The 18473-nt window shown below is 73.1% G+C and carries 20 protein-coding genes; 11 read left to right on the plus strand and 9 right to left on the minus strand.

Annotated features, from left to right (window positions below; genetic code table 11):
- The first annotated feature begins 157 nt into the window (after positions 1-157).
- A complete protein-coding gene (locus AB4Y83_RS11095) occupies positions 158-631 on the plus strand; it encodes a hypothetical protein (protein WP_442296907.1) in 474 nt (157 codons plus the stop codon).
- Positions 632-657: 26 nt separating this feature from the next.
- Here AB4Y83_RS11095 and AB4Y83_RS11100 read toward each other — a convergent pair whose 3' ends face one another.
- The 4 genes from AB4Y83_RS11100 to AB4Y83_RS11115 all read right to left on the minus strand — a co-directional run bounded on the left by AB4Y83_RS11100 (position 658) and on the right by AB4Y83_RS11115 (position 2371).
- Positions 658-798 (minus strand): hypothetical protein, encoded by a 141-nt coding sequence (locus AB4Y83_RS11100; RefSeq protein WP_156415514.1) that lies wholly within the window; start codon positions 796-798, stop codon positions 658-660.
- A 49-nt stretch (positions 799-847) separates the two neighbouring features.
- Positions 848-1330, minus strand: a complete 483-nt coding sequence (locus tag AB4Y83_RS11105) for a DUF2510 domain-containing protein (RefSeq protein ID WP_442274153.1) — start codon at positions 1328-1330, stop codon at positions 848-850.
- Positions 1331-1409: 79 nt separating this feature from the next.
- Positions 1410-1781 carry a VOC family protein gene (locus tag AB4Y83_RS11110; protein ID WP_442296908.1) on the minus strand — a complete coding sequence of 124 codons (372 nt, stop codon included), beginning with the start codon at positions 1779-1781 and terminating at the stop codon, positions 1410-1412.
- Complete coding sequence (locus tag AB4Y83_RS11115; protein WP_442274155.1) at positions 1778-2371, minus strand: helix-turn-helix domain-containing protein; 594 nt, start codon at positions 2369-2371, stop codon at positions 1778-1780. Before AB4Y83_RS11115 ends, AB4Y83_RS11110 begins: the two co-directional genes overlap by 4 nt.
- A gap of 61 nt (positions 2372-2432) precedes the next feature.
- Between AB4Y83_RS11115 and AB4Y83_RS11120 the strand changes: the two genes are divergently transcribed.
- A complete protein-coding gene (locus AB4Y83_RS11120) occupies positions 2433-3008 on the plus strand; it encodes a dienelactone hydrolase family protein (RefSeq protein ID WP_442296909.1) in 576 nt (191 codons plus the stop codon).
- Positions 3009-3012: 4 nt separating this feature from the next.
- On the opposite strand, the gene cobF is transcribed toward AB4Y83_RS11120, so the two are convergent.
- The gene (gene cobF, locus AB4Y83_RS11125) at positions 3013-4389 is read right to left on the minus strand and encodes a precorrin-6A synthase (deacetylating) (RefSeq protein WP_442296910.1); all 1377 of its coding nucleotides are present in this window, start codon (positions 4387-4389) and stop codon (positions 3013-3015) included.
- On the minus strand, positions 4386-5903 hold the full coding sequence (locus AB4Y83_RS11130) for a cobyric acid synthase (RefSeq protein ID WP_442296911.1): 1518 nt from the start codon (positions 5901-5903) through the stop codon (positions 4386-4388). Before AB4Y83_RS11130 ends, cobF begins: the two co-directional genes overlap by 4 nt.
- Positions 5904-5959: 56 nt before the next feature.
- On the opposite strand from AB4Y83_RS11130, the gene AB4Y83_RS11135 reads away from it, so the two are divergent.
- Positions 5960-6466, plus strand: a complete 507-nt coding sequence (locus AB4Y83_RS11135) for a nitroreductase family deazaflavin-dependent oxidoreductase (RefSeq protein ID WP_442274159.1) — start codon at positions 5960-5962, stop codon at positions 6464-6466.
- Between the two features lie 38 nt (positions 6467-6504).
- On the opposite strand, the gene AB4Y83_RS11140 is transcribed toward AB4Y83_RS11135, so the two are convergent.
- On the minus strand, positions 6505-7215 hold the full coding sequence (locus tag AB4Y83_RS11140; protein WP_442274160.1) for a PadR family transcriptional regulator: 711 nt from the start codon (positions 7213-7215) through the stop codon (positions 6505-6507).
- Between the two features lie 394 nt (positions 7216-7609).
- Here AB4Y83_RS11140 and AB4Y83_RS11145 point away from each other — a divergent pair, with 394 nt between their 5' ends.
- The 4 genes from AB4Y83_RS11145 to AB4Y83_RS11160 all read left to right on the plus strand — a co-directional run bounded on the left by AB4Y83_RS11145 (position 7610) and on the right by AB4Y83_RS11160 (position 11181).
- A complete protein-coding gene (locus tag AB4Y83_RS11145; RefSeq protein WP_056774825.1) occupies positions 7610-8044 on the plus strand; it encodes an ATP-binding protein in 435 nt (144 codons plus the stop codon).
- A 20-nt stretch (positions 8045-8064) separates the two neighbouring features.
- Complete coding sequence (locus tag AB4Y83_RS11150; RefSeq protein ID WP_442296912.1) at positions 8065-9519, plus strand: LLM class flavin-dependent oxidoreductase; 1455 nt, start codon at positions 8065-8067, stop codon at positions 9517-9519.
- A gap of 100 nt (positions 9520-9619) precedes the next feature.
- A complete protein-coding gene (locus tag AB4Y83_RS11155) occupies positions 9620-10435 on the plus strand; it encodes a DUF5926 family protein (RefSeq protein WP_442296913.1) in 816 nt (271 codons plus the stop codon).
- A gap of 14 nt (positions 10436-10449) precedes the next feature.
- Positions 10450-11181: a glycosyltransferase family 2 protein gene (locus AB4Y83_RS11160; RefSeq protein ID WP_442274163.1), complete on the plus strand. Its 732-nt coding sequence runs from the start codon at positions 10450-10452 to the stop codon at positions 11179-11181.
- Positions 11182-11330: 149 nt separating this feature from the next.
- On the opposite strand, the gene AB4Y83_RS11165 is transcribed toward AB4Y83_RS11160, so the two are convergent.
- Entirely contained in the window at positions 11331-13523 is a 2193-nt protein-coding gene (locus AB4Y83_RS11165) for a hypothetical protein (protein ID WP_442296914.1), read from the minus strand.
- A gap of 97 nt (positions 13524-13620) precedes the next feature.
- On the opposite strand from AB4Y83_RS11165, the gene AB4Y83_RS11170 reads away from it, so the two are divergent.
- Together AB4Y83_RS11170 and pheA are read left to right on the plus strand one after the other, a co-directional pair.
- Entirely contained in the window at positions 13621-14121 is a 501-nt protein-coding gene (locus tag AB4Y83_RS11170) for a DUF4446 family protein (protein ID WP_442274165.1), read from the plus strand.
- A complete protein-coding gene (pheA, locus tag AB4Y83_RS11175; protein WP_442296915.1) occupies positions 14118-15065 on the plus strand; it encodes a prephenate dehydratase in 948 nt (315 codons plus the stop codon). The genes AB4Y83_RS11170 and pheA overlap by 4 nt, the downstream gene beginning before the upstream one ends.
- Before the next feature lie 34 nt (positions 15066-15099).
- Here pheA and AB4Y83_RS11180 read toward each other — a convergent pair whose 3' ends face one another.
- The gene (locus tag AB4Y83_RS11180) at positions 15100-15882 is read right to left on the minus strand and encodes a peptidoglycan-binding domain-containing protein (protein WP_442296916.1); all 783 of its coding nucleotides are present in this window, start codon (positions 15880-15882) and stop codon (positions 15100-15102) included.
- 438 nt (positions 15883-16320) lie between these two features.
- Between AB4Y83_RS11180 and AB4Y83_RS11185 the strand changes: the two genes are divergently transcribed.
- Together AB4Y83_RS11185 and AB4Y83_RS11190 are read left to right on the plus strand one after the other, a co-directional pair.
- Entirely contained in the window at positions 16321-17895 is a 1575-nt protein-coding gene (locus AB4Y83_RS11185) for a S8/S53 family peptidase (RefSeq protein ID WP_442296917.1), read from the plus strand.
- The gene (locus AB4Y83_RS11190; protein WP_056774801.1) at positions 17892-18473 is read left to right on the plus strand and encodes an RNA polymerase sigma factor; all 582 of its coding nucleotides are present in this window, start codon (positions 17892-17894) and stop codon (positions 18471-18473) included. The genes AB4Y83_RS11185 and AB4Y83_RS11190 overlap by 4 nt, the downstream gene beginning before the upstream one ends.

Consider the following 18473-nt stretch of genomic DNA (forward strand, 5'->3'; position numbering starts at 1 on the left):
ACCAGTGAAGGCCCCCACCGCTCTGTCGGCCGAACCATCTACGGTTCGGTCGGGACTTCAAAGCGCTGGCTTCCCGACCGGTGCAGCACGACGTAGTGGCGACACGCTGGGAGCGCGGAAGGACGTGAGGTCGGCACGTGCCATGGGACGTGAACTCATGGAACAGCACAGCTTGGATGACTGGATCCTGGTGTTCGACCGTGCGAAGACGCGCGAGCTCGGCTGCTCCGGCCAACGGTGCTCGTCCGCAGAAGCGCCCACCGTCGAAGGTGCCTGGCGTGCCACGTGCCCAGCGGGCCATACGCTGACTCGTCATCGACGGCCGACCCGCGTCGGCTGGTGTGGCCGCTGCTCGGGGCCGCCGCGTGTTCGTGTGTTCGAGTCAACCTTCCACGGGCAGTCGGGGACCATGCACCCGAACTACGTCGCCGAGCTCACCGCACTTCTGGCCGATGTCCCGCATCAGGCACCGGGAAGCCTCCCGCCGGGGCAGGTCGTCCGCGTGACGGCACCCGGCCCGTACGGTGGTCTCGTCGGACCGATCCTGCGCAGAGGCCGGAGCAACTACAAGGTGCGTCTGGAGGAGGGCGTGCTCACCGTGCCCTTCGCTTGGGTTGAGGCGGTGGGCTGAAGCCCTGGCGGGGCGGCGCCGGCGGCTCAGAACTGGAGGCCGCGCATGTCGTGCTCGACGACGTCGACGTCGCCGCACCGCTTGCAGGTCAGGATCGTGCGACCCCTCAGCTTCATGCGCGTGTAGCGGTGGCCGAGGATGAGGCACTTGAGATTTCGTCGCGCCATCCCCCGAGTCTCCTCCGATCCCTTCGCCCCGAGACCGGATCGACCGGAACTAGCTGAGGATCCCGTGGCGTGCGTTCCAGCGCCTCGCGCCCGCAGCCGCGTCGACCATGCCCCACACCCAGAAGCCGAAGACGCCGACGATCCCGATGAGGACGATGACGAGCACGCAGCTGAGAAGGTAGCCGATGAGGATCCCGACGCCCTTGGCCACGTCGCCGTTGATCATGCTGCCGAGGCCGGGCAGGAAGAACGACGCGAGCACGGAGAGCGCCGGGCTCTTCGGTGCCACCTGGGCGTAGTAGACCGGGGTGCCGACCATCCCGGGAGGGCCGGGGGAGGGCGTCGGCGGCGGCCAGCCGGCCTGTCCCCAGGGCGTGTCCGCCACACGGTGCGGCAGCCCGTGGGCGTCGGTCGCGGCCGCCGGTGGGGCCATCGGGGGCCGGGTGTGCGCCGTCCACGCGCGCCCGTCCCAGTAGCGCTCGCCCTCACCGGCCGGGTACCAGCCGGGAGGAGCCGAAGGTCCTTGGTTCATGATCGAGCTCCTCCTCAGCCTCGTCAGGGTCCTGACATCCAGAGCGTATGTCGGGACGTGGCCGCATCTGGACGTTTTGTCAGGGAGCGAAGGGCGTCAGGCAGAAGGGATGGCCGGCCGGATCGAGCAGCACGCGCCAGCGGGCATCGGGCTGCGGGTCCGCGAGGCGCGCGCCCAGTCCGCGGGCGCGCTCGGTCTGGGCGTCGAGGTCGTCGGCGTCGACCGTGACGTCGAGGTGCACGATCGAGTGGTCGGGCCACGTCGGCTCGCGATGGTCCTCGACCACCTGCGCCACGAGGACCAGGCCGCCCACGTCGACAGCCGACGCGTGGTCGTGGGACCAGAGCACCGTGCCGTCGAAGAGCTCCGCGTAGAAGGTCGCGAGCGCGGCGTGGTCGGCGCAGTCGAGCGAGACGGCGCTGACGCGAAGGGGGGCTGGGTCGGCGTTCATGGTGCCTGCTCGTCGGCGGGCTCGGCCTCGGGCAGGACGGGCTGGTCGGTGGGGTAGAGGCCGACGGCGAGGCCGTAGACGGTGTCGCCCGAGCGCGGCAGGGCGGTGAACTCGCGCACGAGCCCCTCGACGCGGCGCCAGAACTCCGACGCGCTCTCCCTGGGGATCCGGACGTGCCGGAGCGTCGAGTAGAGCGTGTCGTCCTCGTGGGCCGGGACCGACTCGGCCGCGGCGACCGAGAGCCCGTTGACGCACACGGGGACCGTCGGGTCCCCGGGGTGGCGGGAGACGCCGATGGTGATGGTTCGGCCGGTGCGGCCGTAGAAGCGCTCGTCGATGGCGCGCACCCGGCGGGTCCGGACGACCCGCAGCATGCCGGCGTCGACGAGCACGCCGACGTGGTGGGCGACGGTGCTCCTGGGCCGGCCGACGGCGGCGGCCAGCTCGGCCACGGTGGCCGCCCGCTCGAGCACGAGGTCGAGGAGGGACGACCGGAGCGGGTCGGCGATGGCCCGCAGCTGGGCAGGCGTCGTCAGCTCCACCGCGTCGGGGAGCTCGTAGTCGGGAAGCTGCGGGCTATTGATCGACATTGTTGGATCAGTCTAGATTGTTGGATCAACAGCAGGGAAACCATCGAGCACAGGAGCAAGCATGGCCGACGTCCTCCTCCTCCACCACGCCCAGGGCCAGACCCCAGGCTTCCTCGCCTTCGCCGACGCCCTGCGCGCCGCGGGCCACACCGTTCACACGCCGGACCTCTACGGCGGGGAGAGCTTCGCCACCCTGGACGAGGGGATGGCCAAGGCCCGCTCGATCGGCTTCGGCACCCTCCAGGAGCAGGGGGTCGCCGCGGCCGACGGTCTCCCCGACGACCTCGTCTATGCCGGTTTCTCGCTCGGCGTCATGGCGGCGCAGCGGCTCGCCCAGACCCGACCGGGCGCCCGCGGCGCCGTCCTGCTCGACTCGGCCATCCCGCTCGGCGAGTTCGCCCCCGACTGGCCCGCGGGCGTCCCCGTGCAGATCCACGGCGGCGAGGCCGACGAGTTCTTCATGGACGAGGGTGACGTCGACGCGGCTCGCGCCGTCGTCGCCGCCGCCGAGGACGGGGAGCTCTTCACGTATGCCGGGTGTGGGCACCTCTTCGCCGATGCGAGCACGACGGCCTACGACCCCGAGGCCGCAGCGCTCGTGCAGCAGCGCGTCCTCGACTTCCTCGCCCGGGTCTGAGGGTTCAGGCCGGGGTCTCTGGACTCAGGGCCTCGCGGGTCAGGGAGTAGTAGATCTCGTCGGAGCGGGTGCCGTCCGGGTTGGGCAGACGGCCGCTGAGCCGGCCCTCGGCCCGGAAGCCCGCCTTGGCGGCCACCCGGCCCGAGGCCTCGTTGCCCACCTTGTGGCCGAGCTCGAGCCGGGCGAGTCCTGTCTCCTCGAGCGCCCACCGCGACACGAGTCGCAGGGCCCGGGTCGTGACGCCGCGCCCCCGGAAGGCCGGGAGCACGCCGTAGCCGATGAGCCCGGTGCCGGGCGGTCCCATCCGCAGGACGCCGATGACGCCCGCACTCTCACCGGAGGCGGCGTCGACGACGACGAATCGCGCCGCCCGCCCGCGGCGCCACTCGAGCGTGGCCGAGGCCGCCCGGCGGTGCGCCTCGTCGTCGGTCAGCCGCTGACCCGCGAAGTCCCAGCGCAGCGACTCCTCGTTGTTGTGCTCGTCCCGCACCGTCTCCCAGTCGGTAGCGGTCATCGGCCGCAGCGTGACGACTCCGTCGGTCAGCGGCTTCGTCTGCGGGAAGGGGCTCGGGCGGGGGCCGGTCGGCGCGTCCGCCGGCGGCCGGAGCAGGTAGGTGTCCATGACCCAGCCGTGGCGCTCGCGCGCCTCGGCGCGCAGGCGCCGCACCTCGCTGACGACGTCGGCGAGACGTCCGTGCACGAGCAGCTCGTCGGGCGTGCCGAGGTAGGCGCCCCACCAGAGCTCGAGGTCGGGGAACGCGCCGGCGAGCTCGGCGCACGCGAGGTGCCCGTCGAGCATGACGACGACGTCACCGAGCGAGGGGTCGTACTCGTCGAGGAGCCGCCGACCGGTCGTGATGTGGATCGGCGCGCCGATCCGGTTGAGCGGGATGCGGTGCCGCGCGGCGAGCAGCTGCGGCGCGCTGATCCCGGCAATGACGTCGTGCTCGACGGTGAAACCCGTTGCGGCGTAGCGCTCGACGAGCGCGTCGACGACCCGGATCGTCGAGTCGTAGAAGGCCGGGTCGCCCCACACGAGGAAGCCGACCGTGGTCTCGCCGTCGTCGAGCCCGTCGATGACGTCGGCGTACGCGTCCACGCGGGCCGCGTGCCAGTCGCGCACCCCGCGGTCGTATGCCGTCTCGTCGCGTTCGGCGTCCGGCCCCCGTCGCGGGTCGGTGACCTCCACGACGCGGTAGGCGTGCTCGGCGGGGATGAGGGCGTCGCACACGGCCTGCCGGGCGGCGACGAGGTCGGATTTCGCGTCGCCCTTGTCGGCGACGAGGTAGACGTCGACGGTGGCCAGGGCGCGGGCCGCCTCGCCGGTCACGTGACCCGGGTCGCCCATGCCGATCCCGATGACACGGATGCGCTCGATCATGGCGTGGCTCCCACCCGGGTGAAGGAGAGGAGTGCGTCGATGTCGACGTGCGCCTCGAGGGCGTCGGCGAGGGTGTCGAGCATCCGCTCGCGCCGCGCCGCGAAGCCCGGGCCGTCGGCGTGCGGCCGCCACTGCGACCCCGCCGCGAGGGCGACCTGTGCGAGCCAGGCTCGACGGAAGTCGTCGCTCTCGAAGGCGCCGTGCCACATCGTGCCCCACACCTGGCCGACGCTCCAGCCGTCGAGGAAGCCTTGCGCTGCAGGCGATTCCACGGTCGCAGGGTGACCGTCGGTCAGCCGTCGCGCGATACCGTGATGGATCTCGTAGGCGGTGTCCACGGCGTGCTGGCCCCACGACCCCTCGGGCCGCGCGAGCACCTTCGACTCGCCGAACTCGACCCGCACGGGCAGGTGCCCGAGGCCGGGCACGACTCCGACGCGGCCCTCGACGTCGTCCTCGATCTCGTGCCCGAGCATCTGGTAGCCGCCGCACACGCCGAGCACCGGACGTCCGGCCGCGACGCGGCGGTCGATGACCTCGGCGAGTCCCCGTTCGCGCAGCCACTCGAGATCGCTTGCCGTCGAACGGGATCCAGGCAGGACGAGCAGGTCCGCGGCCTCGGCGACGGCCGGGTCGATCGTCACGAGGACGTCGACGCCGGGCTCGGCGGCGAGGGCGTCGACGTCGGTGGCGTTCGAGATGCGGGGGAGCCTGAGGACGGCCACCTTGAGCCGGTCGCGAGAGGTCGCGGACAGGGCGGTCGAGGCCCGCCAGTGACCCACCTCGAGGGTGTCCTCGCTGTCGAGCCACACGTCGAGCAGCCACGGGATGACGCCGTGGAACGGCACGCCGGTGCGGTCCGTGATGGCGTCCAGCCCCGGCTCGAGCACCGACACGTCGCCGCGGAACTTGTTGATGACGAAGGACTTGAGCAGTGCCCGGTCGTCCTCGTCGAGGAGCGCCCACGTGCCGTAGAGCGAGGCGAGGATGCCGCCGCGGTCGATGTCACCGACGACGACGACCGGCAGGCCGAACTCGCGGGCCAGTCCCATGTTGACGTAGTCGCCCGAGCGGAGGTTGATCTCGGCGGGGGAGCCGGCGCCCTCGCACACGACGAGCTCGTACGCGTCCGCGAGCTCGCGGTAGGCCGCGAACGCGGCGTCGGCCAGGTGGGCGCGCCCGGCGGCATACTGCCCCGCCTCGAGCGTCCCGGCCGGTTCGCCCCGCACGACGATGAACGACCGGCGGTCGGTGCCCGGCTTGAGCAGCACGGGGTTCATCGCCGTGGTCGGCTCGACGCGGGCGGCGACGGCCTGGAGCCACTGCGCCCGGCCGATCTCGCCGCCGTCGAGGCAGACCATCGAGTTGTTCGACATGTTCTGCGCCTTGAACGGGGCGACCCGCACGCCACGGCGCACGAGCGCGCGGCACAGTCCCGCGACGATGACGGACTTGCCGGCGTCGGACGACGTCCCGGCGACGAGGAGGCCGGAGGGAGCGGCGGGCGTGGGCACCTGACCATCCTGCCGGACGACCCCGCAACGCCACCCGACGGTCCTACGCTGCACACATGCAGCTGCGCCCGGTCGACGACGCCAACCCGGTCCAGCGCGCCCTGCGGTCCGTCGTCGCCTCCCGGCCGGGTGCGTGGGTCTCGAAGCGCGCGCTCCACCGGCTCGACCTGCTGGCCCACCGGCTCGCGCCCGGCCGGACCCTGCCGAGCCAGTGGCTCGCCGCCGTCCCCGTCGGGATGCTGACGACGACGGGTGCACGGTCCGGGCAGCCCCGCACCGTGCCGCTCATGCTGGCGCCGCTCGAGGACGGGTGGGGCGTCATCGCCTCCCGCTACGGCTCGGCGACGCCGCCGGCGTGGTACTTCAACCTCCGCGCGCACCCGCAGGCCTCGCTCGAGGTCGACGGCGTCGTGCACCGGGTCAGGGCCGAGCAGGTCCAGGGGCCCGACAAGGAGCGCGTGCGCGAGGCGGCGCTCGAGTACTACCGCGGCTACACGGCCTACGAGGAACGTGCCGGTGGGCGCGACCTCGGCTTCTTCGTGCTGCACCCCGAGCGCGACTGAGCGCGCTCGGGGTGCAGGTGGGCCGGTGGTTGTCCGGCCTACTCCGGGTCGCCGTCGGCGAGCAGGCGGTAGAGCTTGCGTCGGGTCTCCGTGAGGATCTCCGCCGCCTCCGCGCGCTGTTGGGAGGTGCCGGTCGTGACGACCTGCCACATCCCGCCCATGACCTGGCCGACGAGTGGCATGAGGTCGTTGGCACCGCCGGAGGGGCGGGGCGCCTCCTCCTCGGTCGACTCCTCGAAGGGCCGCCAGGTGGCGGCCATCTCCTCGGCGTTCTCCTCGACGTAGGCGCGACCCGCGTCGGTGAGGCGCAGCAGTCGCCGGCCCTCGACGTCGCGGCCCTCGACGAGGCCTTCGTCCTCGAGCTGTTGGACGGTCGGGTAGACCGAGCCGGGGCTCGGCTTCCACGCACCGTTCGTGCGCTCGGAGATCTGCTGGATGAGCTGGTAGCCGTTCATCTCGTCGCCCGCGAGGACGTCGAGGATGGCGGCGCGGACGTCGCCGCGTCGGGCGCGGGGTCCGCGGCGTCCGCCGAACTCAGGGCCGAAGCCGGGTCCGCCGAAGTGGCGGACGAGGTCGGCGACCCACGGGGGCGGGCCGGGGCGGCCACGGCCGCCGGGGCCGGGTCCTCCGGGACCGCCCCAGGGGCCACGACCGGGTCCGAAGCCGGGGCCGTTGCCCTGGCCTCCCCAGCCGCCGCCCCAGTTGCCGTCCCAGCCGGACTCGCGTCGGTGGTGGTGGTGTCCGTGCATGGTGGTTCTCCTTCTACGAACGCGACTCACGAACAGTCGCGATAGGTCGACGATATATCGCGACTGTTCGTGATGCAAGCACCTGTCCAAGACCTCCGCGAGTGGGTAAGGGCGGGGCGGGTGCGAGAGCCCCCAGTGCGAGTCCGCGGCTTCCGCCGTATCCAGCCCTCTACGACATTCGCTAGATGTCTGGATACGGACGAATCGGCAGGTCAGCGCCACGGGAAAAACTCGCACTTCATTGAGGTACGGCGCAGGTTTCGTTAGCGTTCAACGACGGGGGCATGCGAATCGCCCGTGAGGAGGACTTGACGTGGCGAGCACACAGGGGAGCGGCTCGGCGTCCCACACCGATGTGGACGCCCGACGAGCCAACGCGATCGCGAGGAGATCCATGAGCAACGTCCCGGCCGTTCCGCTGGGCGAGAAGCGCACCGTCCGCATCCAGTGGGCGCCGTCCGCGGCTCCTCGGATCCGCAAGGAGCTCGTCGAGGACCTCCTGGCCCGTGAGGTCTCGCCGCAGGTCATCGACGAGGCCGAGATCGTCGTCAGCGAGCTCGTCGCCAACGCCATCCGCCACGCAAAACCCCTCTCCGACGGTGCGATCCGCATCCACTGGAAGGTCAAGAACAACGTCGTCGAGGTCGAGGTCTCCGACGGCGGCGGTCCGACCGCGCCCCGCCCCGCGCCCCCGACGATGTGGGCCCCGGGCGGCCGCGGTCTGCGCATCGTCCGCTCCCTCGCCCACGAGTGGGGCGTCATCGAGGAGCCCCACGGCCGCACCGTCTGGGCCTCGCTCGGCGGTCCCTCGCGCCGCCGTTCGCACTGAGCCTCGGGCAACCCGCGTCCGTGTCCCTTCCCGACCCGGCGCTCGTCGTCCTCGTCGGCGCCTCCGGCTCGGGCAAGTCGACGTGGGCGGCCTCGCGCTACCGCGACGCCGAGGTCGTCTCGTCCGACGCGCTGCGCGCCGTCGTCGGCAGCGGTGAGCACGACCTCGACGCCTCGACCGATGCCTTCGCGCTGCTCGAGCAGGTCGTCGCCGCCCGCCTCGGTCGCCGACTGACGACTGTCGTCGACACGCTCGGCACCGATGCCACCCGGCGCCGTGCGTGGCGGGACACCGCTCGGGCCGTGGGACTCCCGGCCGTCGCGGTCGTCCTCGACACCCCTGCGGACGTATGCCGTGCGCGCAACGCGGCCCGCGACCGCCCGGTCCCGGCCCGCGTCCTCACGAGCCAGCTCGCGTCGGTCGCAGCCACGGTCGACGTGCTCGATGCCGAGGGCTGGCAGGTCGTGCGGGTCGCCGTGGACCAGTCGTCCACCGACGGGCCCGCGCTCGGGCCTGCCCGTCCTCCAGCCTCGGCCGGGGCACCGCCGGGCCTGCGCGGCGTCGTGCTCCAGCTCTCGCGCTTCCCGGCCGAGGGTGACCTGCTCGTCTGGCTGCGCGACATGGCCGCCGCGGCCGAGGAGGCCGGGCTCGCCGGCCTCGCCCTCATGGACCACCTCATCCAGATCCCTCAGGTCGGCCGCGCGTGGGACCCGATCCCGGAGCCGTGGGTGACCCTCGGCGCCCTCGCCGCCTCGACGACCCGACTCCAGCTCGGCACCCTCGTCACGCCCGTCACCTTCAGGGCCCCGGGCATCACGGCCAAGGCCGTGGCGACGTTGTCCGCGCTGACGGGTGGGAGGGCGTTCGTCGGTGTCGGTGCGGGCTGGTGGGAGCGCGAGCACGCGGCATACGGCCTCGGGTTCCCTTCTGCGCGAGTGCGACTCGACGCGCTGGAACTGGGGATCGAGACGATGAAGGCCCTCTGGGCACCCGGCACCAAACCGTATGCCGGACAGTGGGTCTCGCTGCCCGAGACGACGTCGTACCCCAGGCCGGTCGGCGAGATCCCCGTCATCGTGGGCGGCGGCGGCGATCGGACGCTGCGCATCGCGGCCCGGCTCGGCGACGGCTGCAACGTGCCCTCCGACGAGGTCGGTCTCGCCAAGGTGGTGCGCTACCTCGCGCTCGTGGGGCAGGCCGGTCGGGACCCGGCATCGGTCCACGCGACGGTGCTCGACCTGCCGCTCGTCGGCCGGGACCGCGACGACGTCTGGGGCCGTGTCGAGCGACACCGGGGTCGCACGGCCGCAGCGACCTTCGCTGCGCGGCACCACGCCGGCACGGCGGCGGAGCACGCGACCCGTCTCGCGGGCCTCGCCGACCTCGGGGTCACCACCGCGTTCGTCGCACCGGTCGGGCTCGACGGGCCCGACGACGTGCTGGCCCTCGCCCCGCTCGCGACCGCGTTCGGCTGACCCCGCCCCGGCCACTAGGGTGGCGCGCATGGGTAAGGCATCACGTCGACCGCGCAGCGAGCGCGCAGACCGTTCCGCACGTCCGCTTCCGGCCCCGTTCGTGGCGCGCCCCTTCGAGGGCCTGCCCAACGAGACCGACTGGGTCGCGATGCGCGAGATCGTCCCGGCCGCGACCGCCACGGTGCGCTTCGCGAAGGGCCAGGCGCCTGAGGACGCGCCCGACGAGGTGACGATCGCGACCGTGCTTCCCCTGGCCTGGCCGGGCCTGCACCGCGAGAACGGCGAGGTGCTCGTCGGCATCCAGTCCGGCAACGCGAGCGGCGACACGAGCCGCGACATCGCCCAGGCGATCGCGCTCGCGTCCGTCGCCGAGGCCGGCTCGCCCGTGACGACGCTGCCGGTCTCGATGGCCGACACCCCGCGCCTGCAGGACATCCTCGACACCGAGGCGACCTTCGAGATGGAGCTGCACGAGGGCTTCGACTTCTGGGTCGCCGACGCCGACCTCGACGCCGACGGCAAGGAGTCGCTCGACCGCGCCAACGAGTCGGCCATCCCGACCGTCAAGCTCGACGCCGCACCGTCCGCCTTCTGGTGCCGCATCGGCGAGCGCACCTACGTGCGTTGGGTGCTGCCGTTCGACGAGGACACCGCGACCGGTGCCCTGGCCCGCCTCCACGCCGCCGGCGAGAGCCACCTCGGCGAGGACGGCCGACTGCTCGGCTGCTTCCGCTCGAGCGGACTGCTCATCCCGGTGTGGGAGGTCGACCCCGGTTCAGCCGCCGCCGACTTCGAGGACGCCGTCGCGGCCATGAGGACGAAGATCGACGCCGCGGCCGCCTCGACCGAGCCGCTCACCGCGGCCGAGCGCGGCGCCAAGGCCGGGCTGACCAACCGCCAGGTCACCCTGCGCTGAGGAGACGCGCGACGATGACGACCCCACCGCTGTCCGTCGCCGTCGTCATCCCGGCCAAGGACGAGTCGGCCCGGATCGCCGAGACCATCCGGGGCGTGCGCACGATTCCCGGCGTGTCAGCGGTCGTCGTCGTCGATGACGGGTCGACCGACGGCACCGCCGTGATCGCCGCCCGCGAGGGGGCCGAGGTCGTGCGCCACGTACGCAACCACGGCAAGGCCGACGCGATGATGAGCGGCCTCGGCCGCGTGTCCGGGCTGCGCCGAGTCGGGCGCCTCGACGCCGGCACCTCGGTCCTCTTCGTCGACGCCGACCTCGAGGCGTCGGCCCAGGCCGTCGGTGCCCTCGTCGGACCGGTCGCCCGCGGCGAGGCCGACCTCACGATCGCCACCCTGCCCGAGCAGAAGGGCAGCGCGGGCGGGCACGGCCTCGTCGTCGGCCTGGCCCGGCGCGGCATCGAGGAGCTCACCGGCTGGGCGCCGAAGCAACCGCTGTCGGGCATGCGCTGCCTCTCGCCGGCGGCGATCGCCGCGGCCACGCCCTTCGCCCGCGGGTGGGGCGTCGAGGTGGGCATGACCGTCGACGTGCTCGACGCCGGCCTGACCATCCTCGAGGTGCCGTGCGACCTCCAGCACCGGGTCACCGGCACCGACTGGCGCGCGCAGGTGCACCGGGCCGGTCAGTACCGCGACGTCGCGCTCGCCCTCGGCGTCCGCCGGCTGCGTCGCCGCCTCGGCCCCGGCTGACGGCCGGCGCCCGCATCCGGTGCCCCACGGGTTGAGGTGATACGTCGCGGTGGAGCGCGGCGGCACACCCCGATCGGGCGGGACGTGCCACGGGTCGAGGTGATAGGTCGCGGTCGGACGCGGCGGCATACCTCGAACGAAGGCTGCCCTCAGATGTGGTGGCGGTCGCGGCGCCGGCGCACGGGGGCGTTCCGCGCCTCGATGGACAGGAAGTGCATGACCGCCGACACGACGAGCGGCACGGTGAAGATCGCCGCGACGGGTGGGATCGCCGCGCCCGAGTCGTTGGTGAGGAAGCCGATGACGGCCATGACGATGACCGAGAGCAGGCCGCGTCGCATGAGCGGGGCCTCCTCGAGCAGGCGGCGGAGCGGCTCGGTGCCGAGGATGCCGGGGCGCAGCACGATCATGACGACGACCACCATGAGTGCGACGACGACGAGGAGCAGCACCGGAAGGTGCACGGCGAGGGAGACGTTGGCCCACAGCTTGCGCGACATGACGTCCCAGGCACCGCCGTCGATGACGGTCTGGAGGAAGCGCCCCGGGTGCGAGCGCTCGGACTCCGGCCGGCGCCAGTCGAGGTAGCAGACGAGCCCGACGACGAGCCCCGCGACGAGCAGGACGAGCGACACGTTGCGCACCGACGTGCGCCAGCCCATGACGCCCATGAGGAGGAAGCCGAGGGCCGGCACGAGCGCGATCGGCCCACCGAAGTCGGCACCCCAGGCGGGGAGCACGTCGACGGCCAGCGCCACGCCCCCGATGACGACGACCGCGAAGACGGCGAGCCGCGGGGAGTCCCGCCTCACGAGCGCGTGCGCGATGGCGGCGCACAGCAGCAGGACGGCGGCGGCATACAACGCGAAGGCGACGTTGCCCATGCCGTAGAAGCGGCCTCCGACGAGCGGCTGGAGCCCGAAGATCGACGAGATCTGCAGGTGTGAGCCCGTCAGCAGGTCGATGCCGATGACGCCCGCCGTGATGGCCGACATCGCAGCCAGCGGGCCGAGGGCCGAGCTGCTCCACGGGCCCTGGAGGCACGCGAGGGTCAGCACGGAGCTGATCGCGAGGACGAGGACGAGGAGCACCGCCACGAGCACGACGGTGTTCGTCGACCAGCGCCACCACGGGACGAGGTTGGCCAGGAAGGTCGCGGCGGGCATCGCGGCGGAGACGAGGCCGACGAGGCGCACGAGGCGCAGGACGCGCGCCCGCGTGAAACGGCGGTTCCACGGTCGGGCCCGGCGCATCACGAGCCACAGCACGACCATCGCCAGGGCCGTGCCCACGAGCCAGATGAGCAGGAACGGCGCGACGACGTCGTGCATCGCGTCGGCCTTGGTGTCGATGTCGGTGAGCACCGTCAGCTTGGCCGCGGCCGTCGACTCGCTGTTGTTGGCCGACGGCACGACGCTGAGCGCCCGGCCGCCGATGGCGGCCTGGGGCTCCACGCCGCCGCGCTGGAGGATCGTGGCCGTGATGTCCGAGAGCTGCGCGATCCCGACCATGCGCGTCGAGGCCGACGCGAGCAGGCCCGGGGCGTAGTGCGGGCCGCTCGCCGTGAGCAGCCGCAGACGCTCCTGCTGGTCACGGTCGGCCAGCCCGGCGACCACGAGGTCGGCGCCGTTGGGCATGGCGTCCATGACGAGCTCGATCCGGCGCTCGATGCCGTTGATCTGCTCGAGGTGCCGCGTCGGGTTGGGGTCGGTCGAGCTGATGCCGCCGACGTCGACGATGCTGACCGGGCACTGCGCCAGGTCGGACACGAGGGTCGTCGCCTGGAAGGGGGAGTACTTCGCGACCTTGCCGTCCCCCGTCGCGGCGGCGAGGCCGGCGCCCGGGCCGACGGCCTGGATGCACGTCTTGGCGGCCGCGAAGCTGTCGCCGAGCAGGCCGAGCTGTGCCCGGAACTCCGCCTCGCGCGACGCCGCCGCAAGTGCGTCGAAGCCGATGACGCGGTAGCCGGTCGTCGCGTCACCCGCGACGGACGGCAGCGGCGTGCACTGCGGGCGGGACTCCGTCGTGTCCGGCCCGGCCGCCTCGCCGGCCGAGACGGTGGCCCAGCCGTCGGTCGGGCACGTCGTCAGCCGCAGGCTCTTGACCGACACCGACGCGGCCGAGCCGTCACGGAGCAGGCCCCAGAGGATGGGCGTGTCCTCGGCCGAGACGTCATCCCACGAGAGGCCGCCGAGCCCCACGACAACGAGCGACTCGCCCGGTTTCGGCTGCGAGGTGGGCGGCACGGGGACGGTGGTGCGCTTGACGTACGCGAGCGTGAGGGCAGCCACCATCACCAGGAGCAGGACGACGAGCGTCTTGACGGGGTGGCGGCGGATCACGGGGGACAGACTACAAACCGAGCCTGTCGGTGGAGGGGGAGGTCACGGGCTGGAATCGGAAGGCTACGGGCCACCGGCGCGGCTACCCTTGCCGATCGTGGACGCCCCGACGCTGACGACCCTGGCCATCGCCGCCGTCGTCGTCGCGCTGCTCGCCCTCGCGCTCGCCGTCAGGGCCCAGCTGCAGCTCTCCCGGGTCCGGCGCGACTTCGCCGCCCTGGACGACGGCGGCCAGACCGACATCGCGCGCGTGGCCGCCACCCAGAACCACCGCATCGACCGGCTCACGGCCGAGCTGACCCGCCTGCGCGAGCACGTGGCGAGCGCGGAGGACGACGTGCGCCAGAGCCTGCGCAACGTCGCCGTCGTGCGCTACGACGCCTTTGGTGACATGGGCGGGCGGCTGTCGTTCTCGGCCGCGATCGTCGACGACCTCGGTGACGGCATCGTCATCAGCTCGATCCACGCCCGCGGAGAGTCCCGCACCTACGCCAAGGGCATCGTCGGCGGGAAGTCGAGCATCACCCTGACCCCCGAGGAGCAGCAGGCGCTGGCCTCGGCGACCCGCCTGCCCGACCGGACGAAGGACGCGTCGTGACGCCGCCCCGCACCCCAGACCAGCTGCACCGCTTCGGCTACCTCGGGCCGCGTGGCACCTTCACCCAGATGGCGCTCGACGCCTGGGACGCCGCCGAGGGCCGCGACCACCTGCCGTTCGGCTCGGTCGACGCGGCGCTCTCGGCGCTGCGGGCCGGTGACATCGACGCGGCCATGGTCCCGATCGAGAACTCCGTCGAGGGCGGCGTCTCCGCGACCCTCGACTCGCTCGCGACGGGGGAGCCGCTCGTCGTCATCGGCGAGGTGCTCGTCCCGATCACGTTCGTCCTCTGCGCCCGGCCGGGTGTGCCGCTCGACACGGTCCGCACGGTCGGCACCCACTCGCACGCCTGGGCCCAGGTGCGCGGCTGGATGGGGCAGCACCTTCCCGAGGCGGAGTACGTCCCGACCCTGTCGACGGCCGCGAGCGCCGCCGCGCTCGGGCGGCCGGGCGACGTCATGTTCGACGCCGGCGTCTGCGCGCCCGCCGCGGCCCGCAACGAGGGGCTCGAGATCCTCGCCGAGGACATCGGCGACAACGCGTCGGCCGTGACGCGCTTCGTCCTCGTCGCGCGACCCGGCACGCTGCCCGAGCCGACCGGCGCCGACAAGACGACGGTCGTGCTCTTCCAGCGCGACGACCACGCGGGTGGCCTGCTCGAGCTGCTCGAGCAGTTCGCCGTCCGCGGGGTCAACATGACCCGCCTCGAGTCGCGGCCCACGGGCGAGGCCATGGGGTCCTACTGCTTCTCCATCGACTTCGAGGGGCACGTCCTCGACGCGCGCGTCGGCGAGACCCTCATGGGCCTGCGGCGGGTGTGTGCCGAGGTGCGGTTCCTCGGGTCCTACCCGCGGGCCGACGGGGGTCGCCCTGACGCACGGCCCGGCACGTCCGACGACGACTTCGATCGCGCGAGGACCTGGCTCGACGACCTGCGCGCCTGACCGGCCCTCCTCGGGCGGTCCGGCCGACTCGGCCTCAGCCGATCGTCGCGCCCATCTTGAGCAGGAAGAGCGTCTCGTCGCCGACGACGCCGTCGTCCCCGATGCGGTTGGCCTGCTGGAAGCGCTTGACGACCTTCTTCGTCTCCGAGCCGAAGTCCCCGTCGACGGTGATCGTGCCGCCCGCGGCCCGCAGCGCCCGCTGGAGCGTCACGACGTCGGGGCCTTTCGAGCCGACCTTGAGCGTGCCGTCACCGAGGGCGCGCGAAATGAGCAGCACCCACATGCCGGCGTCGATGCGGCCCGGCTTGGGCGCCGGCCCCTCGAAGGTCGACTCGACCTTCGTCACGGCCGCGCGGGTCTGGGCGCCGTAGACGCCGTCGACCGCGACCGGGCCGTAGTCGGCGTCGTTGAGGAAGCACTGGAGCGACCGCACCGCCGGTGCCTTCGCGCCGGGCTCGAGCACGGGGTATGCCGGCAGCGTGCGCTCGCACGCCCCCGCGACGCTCCCCGGGTCGGTCGGCGTCGGCGTCGGCGCCGGTGTCGTCGGCGTCGGAGCCGGTGTCGCGCTGAGCGTGGCCGACGGGCGCGGGGTGGGCTTCGTCGGGGTGAGCGGGTCGGCCGTCACCGTCGGGATCGGCTCGGTGGGGCCGGGTTGGACGGTGCCCGTCGCCGTGGCCGTGACCGTGGGCGACTCGACGGCTGACGTCGTCTGCGGTGTCGTGCCGCTGCACGCCGTCAACGTCAGGCCGAGCACGACCACCGCTGCAGCAGAGGCGATCCCGCCCCGTCGATCGTGACTGTTCCGAACGCCTGCCATGCCCTGCACCCTGACTCCCCTGAGCTCACGTCGCGCGGTCCCGACGTCCGCGCACGTTCGAGAAGTATGCGCCGCCGGGGGTGAGCGCGCGAGCGCGACGCGCGGCGACGGCATACGCGGGCCGTGCCCGTCCGAGGTGCGCCCTGCACGAGGGCAGGGGAGGGGGCGCCGGTGCTGCCAGGCCCGGCGCCCCACGGACGGGACCGCCCCCTGGAAGTCCCGAACCCCTGTGCAGGTCACCGGGCCTGCTGCCCCTCCGCAGCGCCCCGTTGCAGCCCGGTGACCGTTCCCCCTGACCACCCAGAGTCGTCCCGTCCGGGCTTGATACGTCTCCGGACGAAAAAGTTCGGAAGGCCCGATGTATCAGGAAAACGCGTACGCACACTCAGTCGGGTGTAAGGGTCTTTCCAACACCATCCGCCCCTCAGGAGGTTGTCGATGTCAGAGTCGGGTCCCGACGCCCCACAGGGAGCGACCGGCGAGAACGCGGCCGGCGGCTCCCGCCGCCCCGAACGTCCGCCCGTCCGCGCCCTCGACCCGGCCACGGCGATGCGCCTGACCGACGGTCGCCCGCCGCTTCCCGCCCTCTACCTCTCCGACCGCCTCCTCGTGCGGACTCCGTCGGGTGGGGGCAGGCCGCGAGGACTCGAGGACCTGCGCACGGCGCTGGGCAAGCTCGAGCTCGACTTCACCGTGACGCCTCGGCCCGAGGGTGGGCCGCGCGATCTCGACCAGCCCTCCTGGGGCACGAGCATCACGCTCCGGCCGACCCGCTCGATCGACCCTGTCGACGCATGGAGCGTGCTCCAGCGGCTGCGCCAGTCCGGCGAGCCGATCGCCGAGCAGCTGAGCCTCGAGCACGTCCTGCGCCCGGCAGACGGCTACTGGGGCGGCGTCGGCGGCTACTGGGGCGGCGTCGGGGGCTACTGGGGCGGCGTGGGCGGCTACTGGGGTGGCGTCGGGGGCTACTGGGGTGGCGTCGGCGGGTCCGCGCTGCAGGAGTACTCCGTGCCCGGGCGGGGCGGCCGTATGCCGGTGGCCCTGGCCCTGCCCGACCCGCGGCTGCGGGCACGTCCCGTCGACCGCAACCCCGTCGTCGTCGTGCCCGACACGGCGGTCGCGGCGCACCCCTGGTTCAAGGACGGCGAGGGGGTCGTGCGGCTCGAGCTCAAGGACGGCCGGCTCGTGCCGGTGAAGACGCCGAAGCCGGTCGACCCACCGATCGCCGTGCCGGCCCCGAGCGAGCCCGTCGGGCTGCTCCAGGGGCACGCGACGTTCATCGCCGGCCTCGTGCGCCAGGGCTGCCCGGAGGCGACGATCCTCTCCATCCCTGTCATGGGTGACGACGGCGTCGTCGACGAGAGCGTCATGCTCGACGTCCTCCAGGCGTTGCTCGACCGGCACGTCCACGGGCAGGAGCACGACGACGCGTCCGAGGTGGTCGACGTCCTCTCGCTCTCCCTCGGCTACTACGCGGAGGACCGCAGCTACACGTCCGGGCCGGTCGCCGACCTGCTCGACCGCTTCGGCGAGCACGGCGTCCTCGTCGTGGCCGGTGTCGGCAACGACGGCACGAACGCGCCGTTCGTCCCGGCGGCGCTCGCGGCGGCGCCCCCGCAGCGCGTCACCGCGAAGTCGGTCCCGCCGCTGGCCAGCGTCGGCGCGACGAACCCCGACGGGGTGACCGTCGCGCTCTTCTCCAACAACCTCACGGTCGTCAGCGCCGTGCGGTCCGGCGTCTCCGTCGTCAGCACCTTGCCGCTCACCAACGGCATGGGACAGCCGTCGTCGCAGGTCTCGGCCGACGGCACGGTGCGCTGCACGGTCGACCCCGACGACTACACCGGTGGCTTCGGTGTCTGGAGCGGCACGTCCTTCTCCACCCCGGTCTTCGCGGCAGAGCTCGCGGCGGCCCTCATCGACGAGGGCGGCCTGGCCGACGTCTCGTCCACCGTCATGCGCAAGCGCGCCATCCGTGCGCTGCGCACCTGCATCGGAAGGGCGCGATCATGACGCCGACCCCCACCGCCCCCGACGGCCTCGGGACCCTCGCGGGCAAGGCGTTCGCCGCCTACCGCGCGGGCGAGCGCGAGCGGCTCTCCGAGCTCGTCGACCTCGTGACCCCCGTGCTGTGGAACGCCGCACGGTCCCAGGGCGGTGCGCCGGCGACGTGCGAGGACGCCATCCAGACGGCGTTCCTCCAGCTCGTCGACCGGGCCGACTCGATCAACGAGCCGGCTGCGGTGCTCGGCTGGCTCGTCGTCGTCGTCAAGCGCGAGGTGTGGCGGCTCGCCCGCGGGGCCCGGCGCGAGTTCGGTGTCGAGGAGGTGCCGGAGGCCCCGGCGCAGCAGCTCGACCCCGAGGCGCAGACCATCCTCTCGGAGCGCCAGCGCGTGCTGTGGAAGCACGTCTCGACCCTCTCCCCGCGGTGCCAGGAGCTGCTCCGGGTCATCGCGTTCGCCGACCGCCCCGACTACGCCGCCATCGCGGAGTCGCTGGGGATGCCGGTCGGCAGCATCGGCCCGACCCGTGGCCGCTGCCTCCAGAAGCTGAGGACGACCCTCGGCACCGACCCCGGATGGGCGGTCTGA

Source organism: Terrabacter sp. RAF57 (genome assembly GCF_052113925.1).
Taxonomy (GTDB): domain Bacteria; phylum Actinomycetota; class Actinomycetes; order Actinomycetales; family Dermatophilaceae; genus Terrabacter.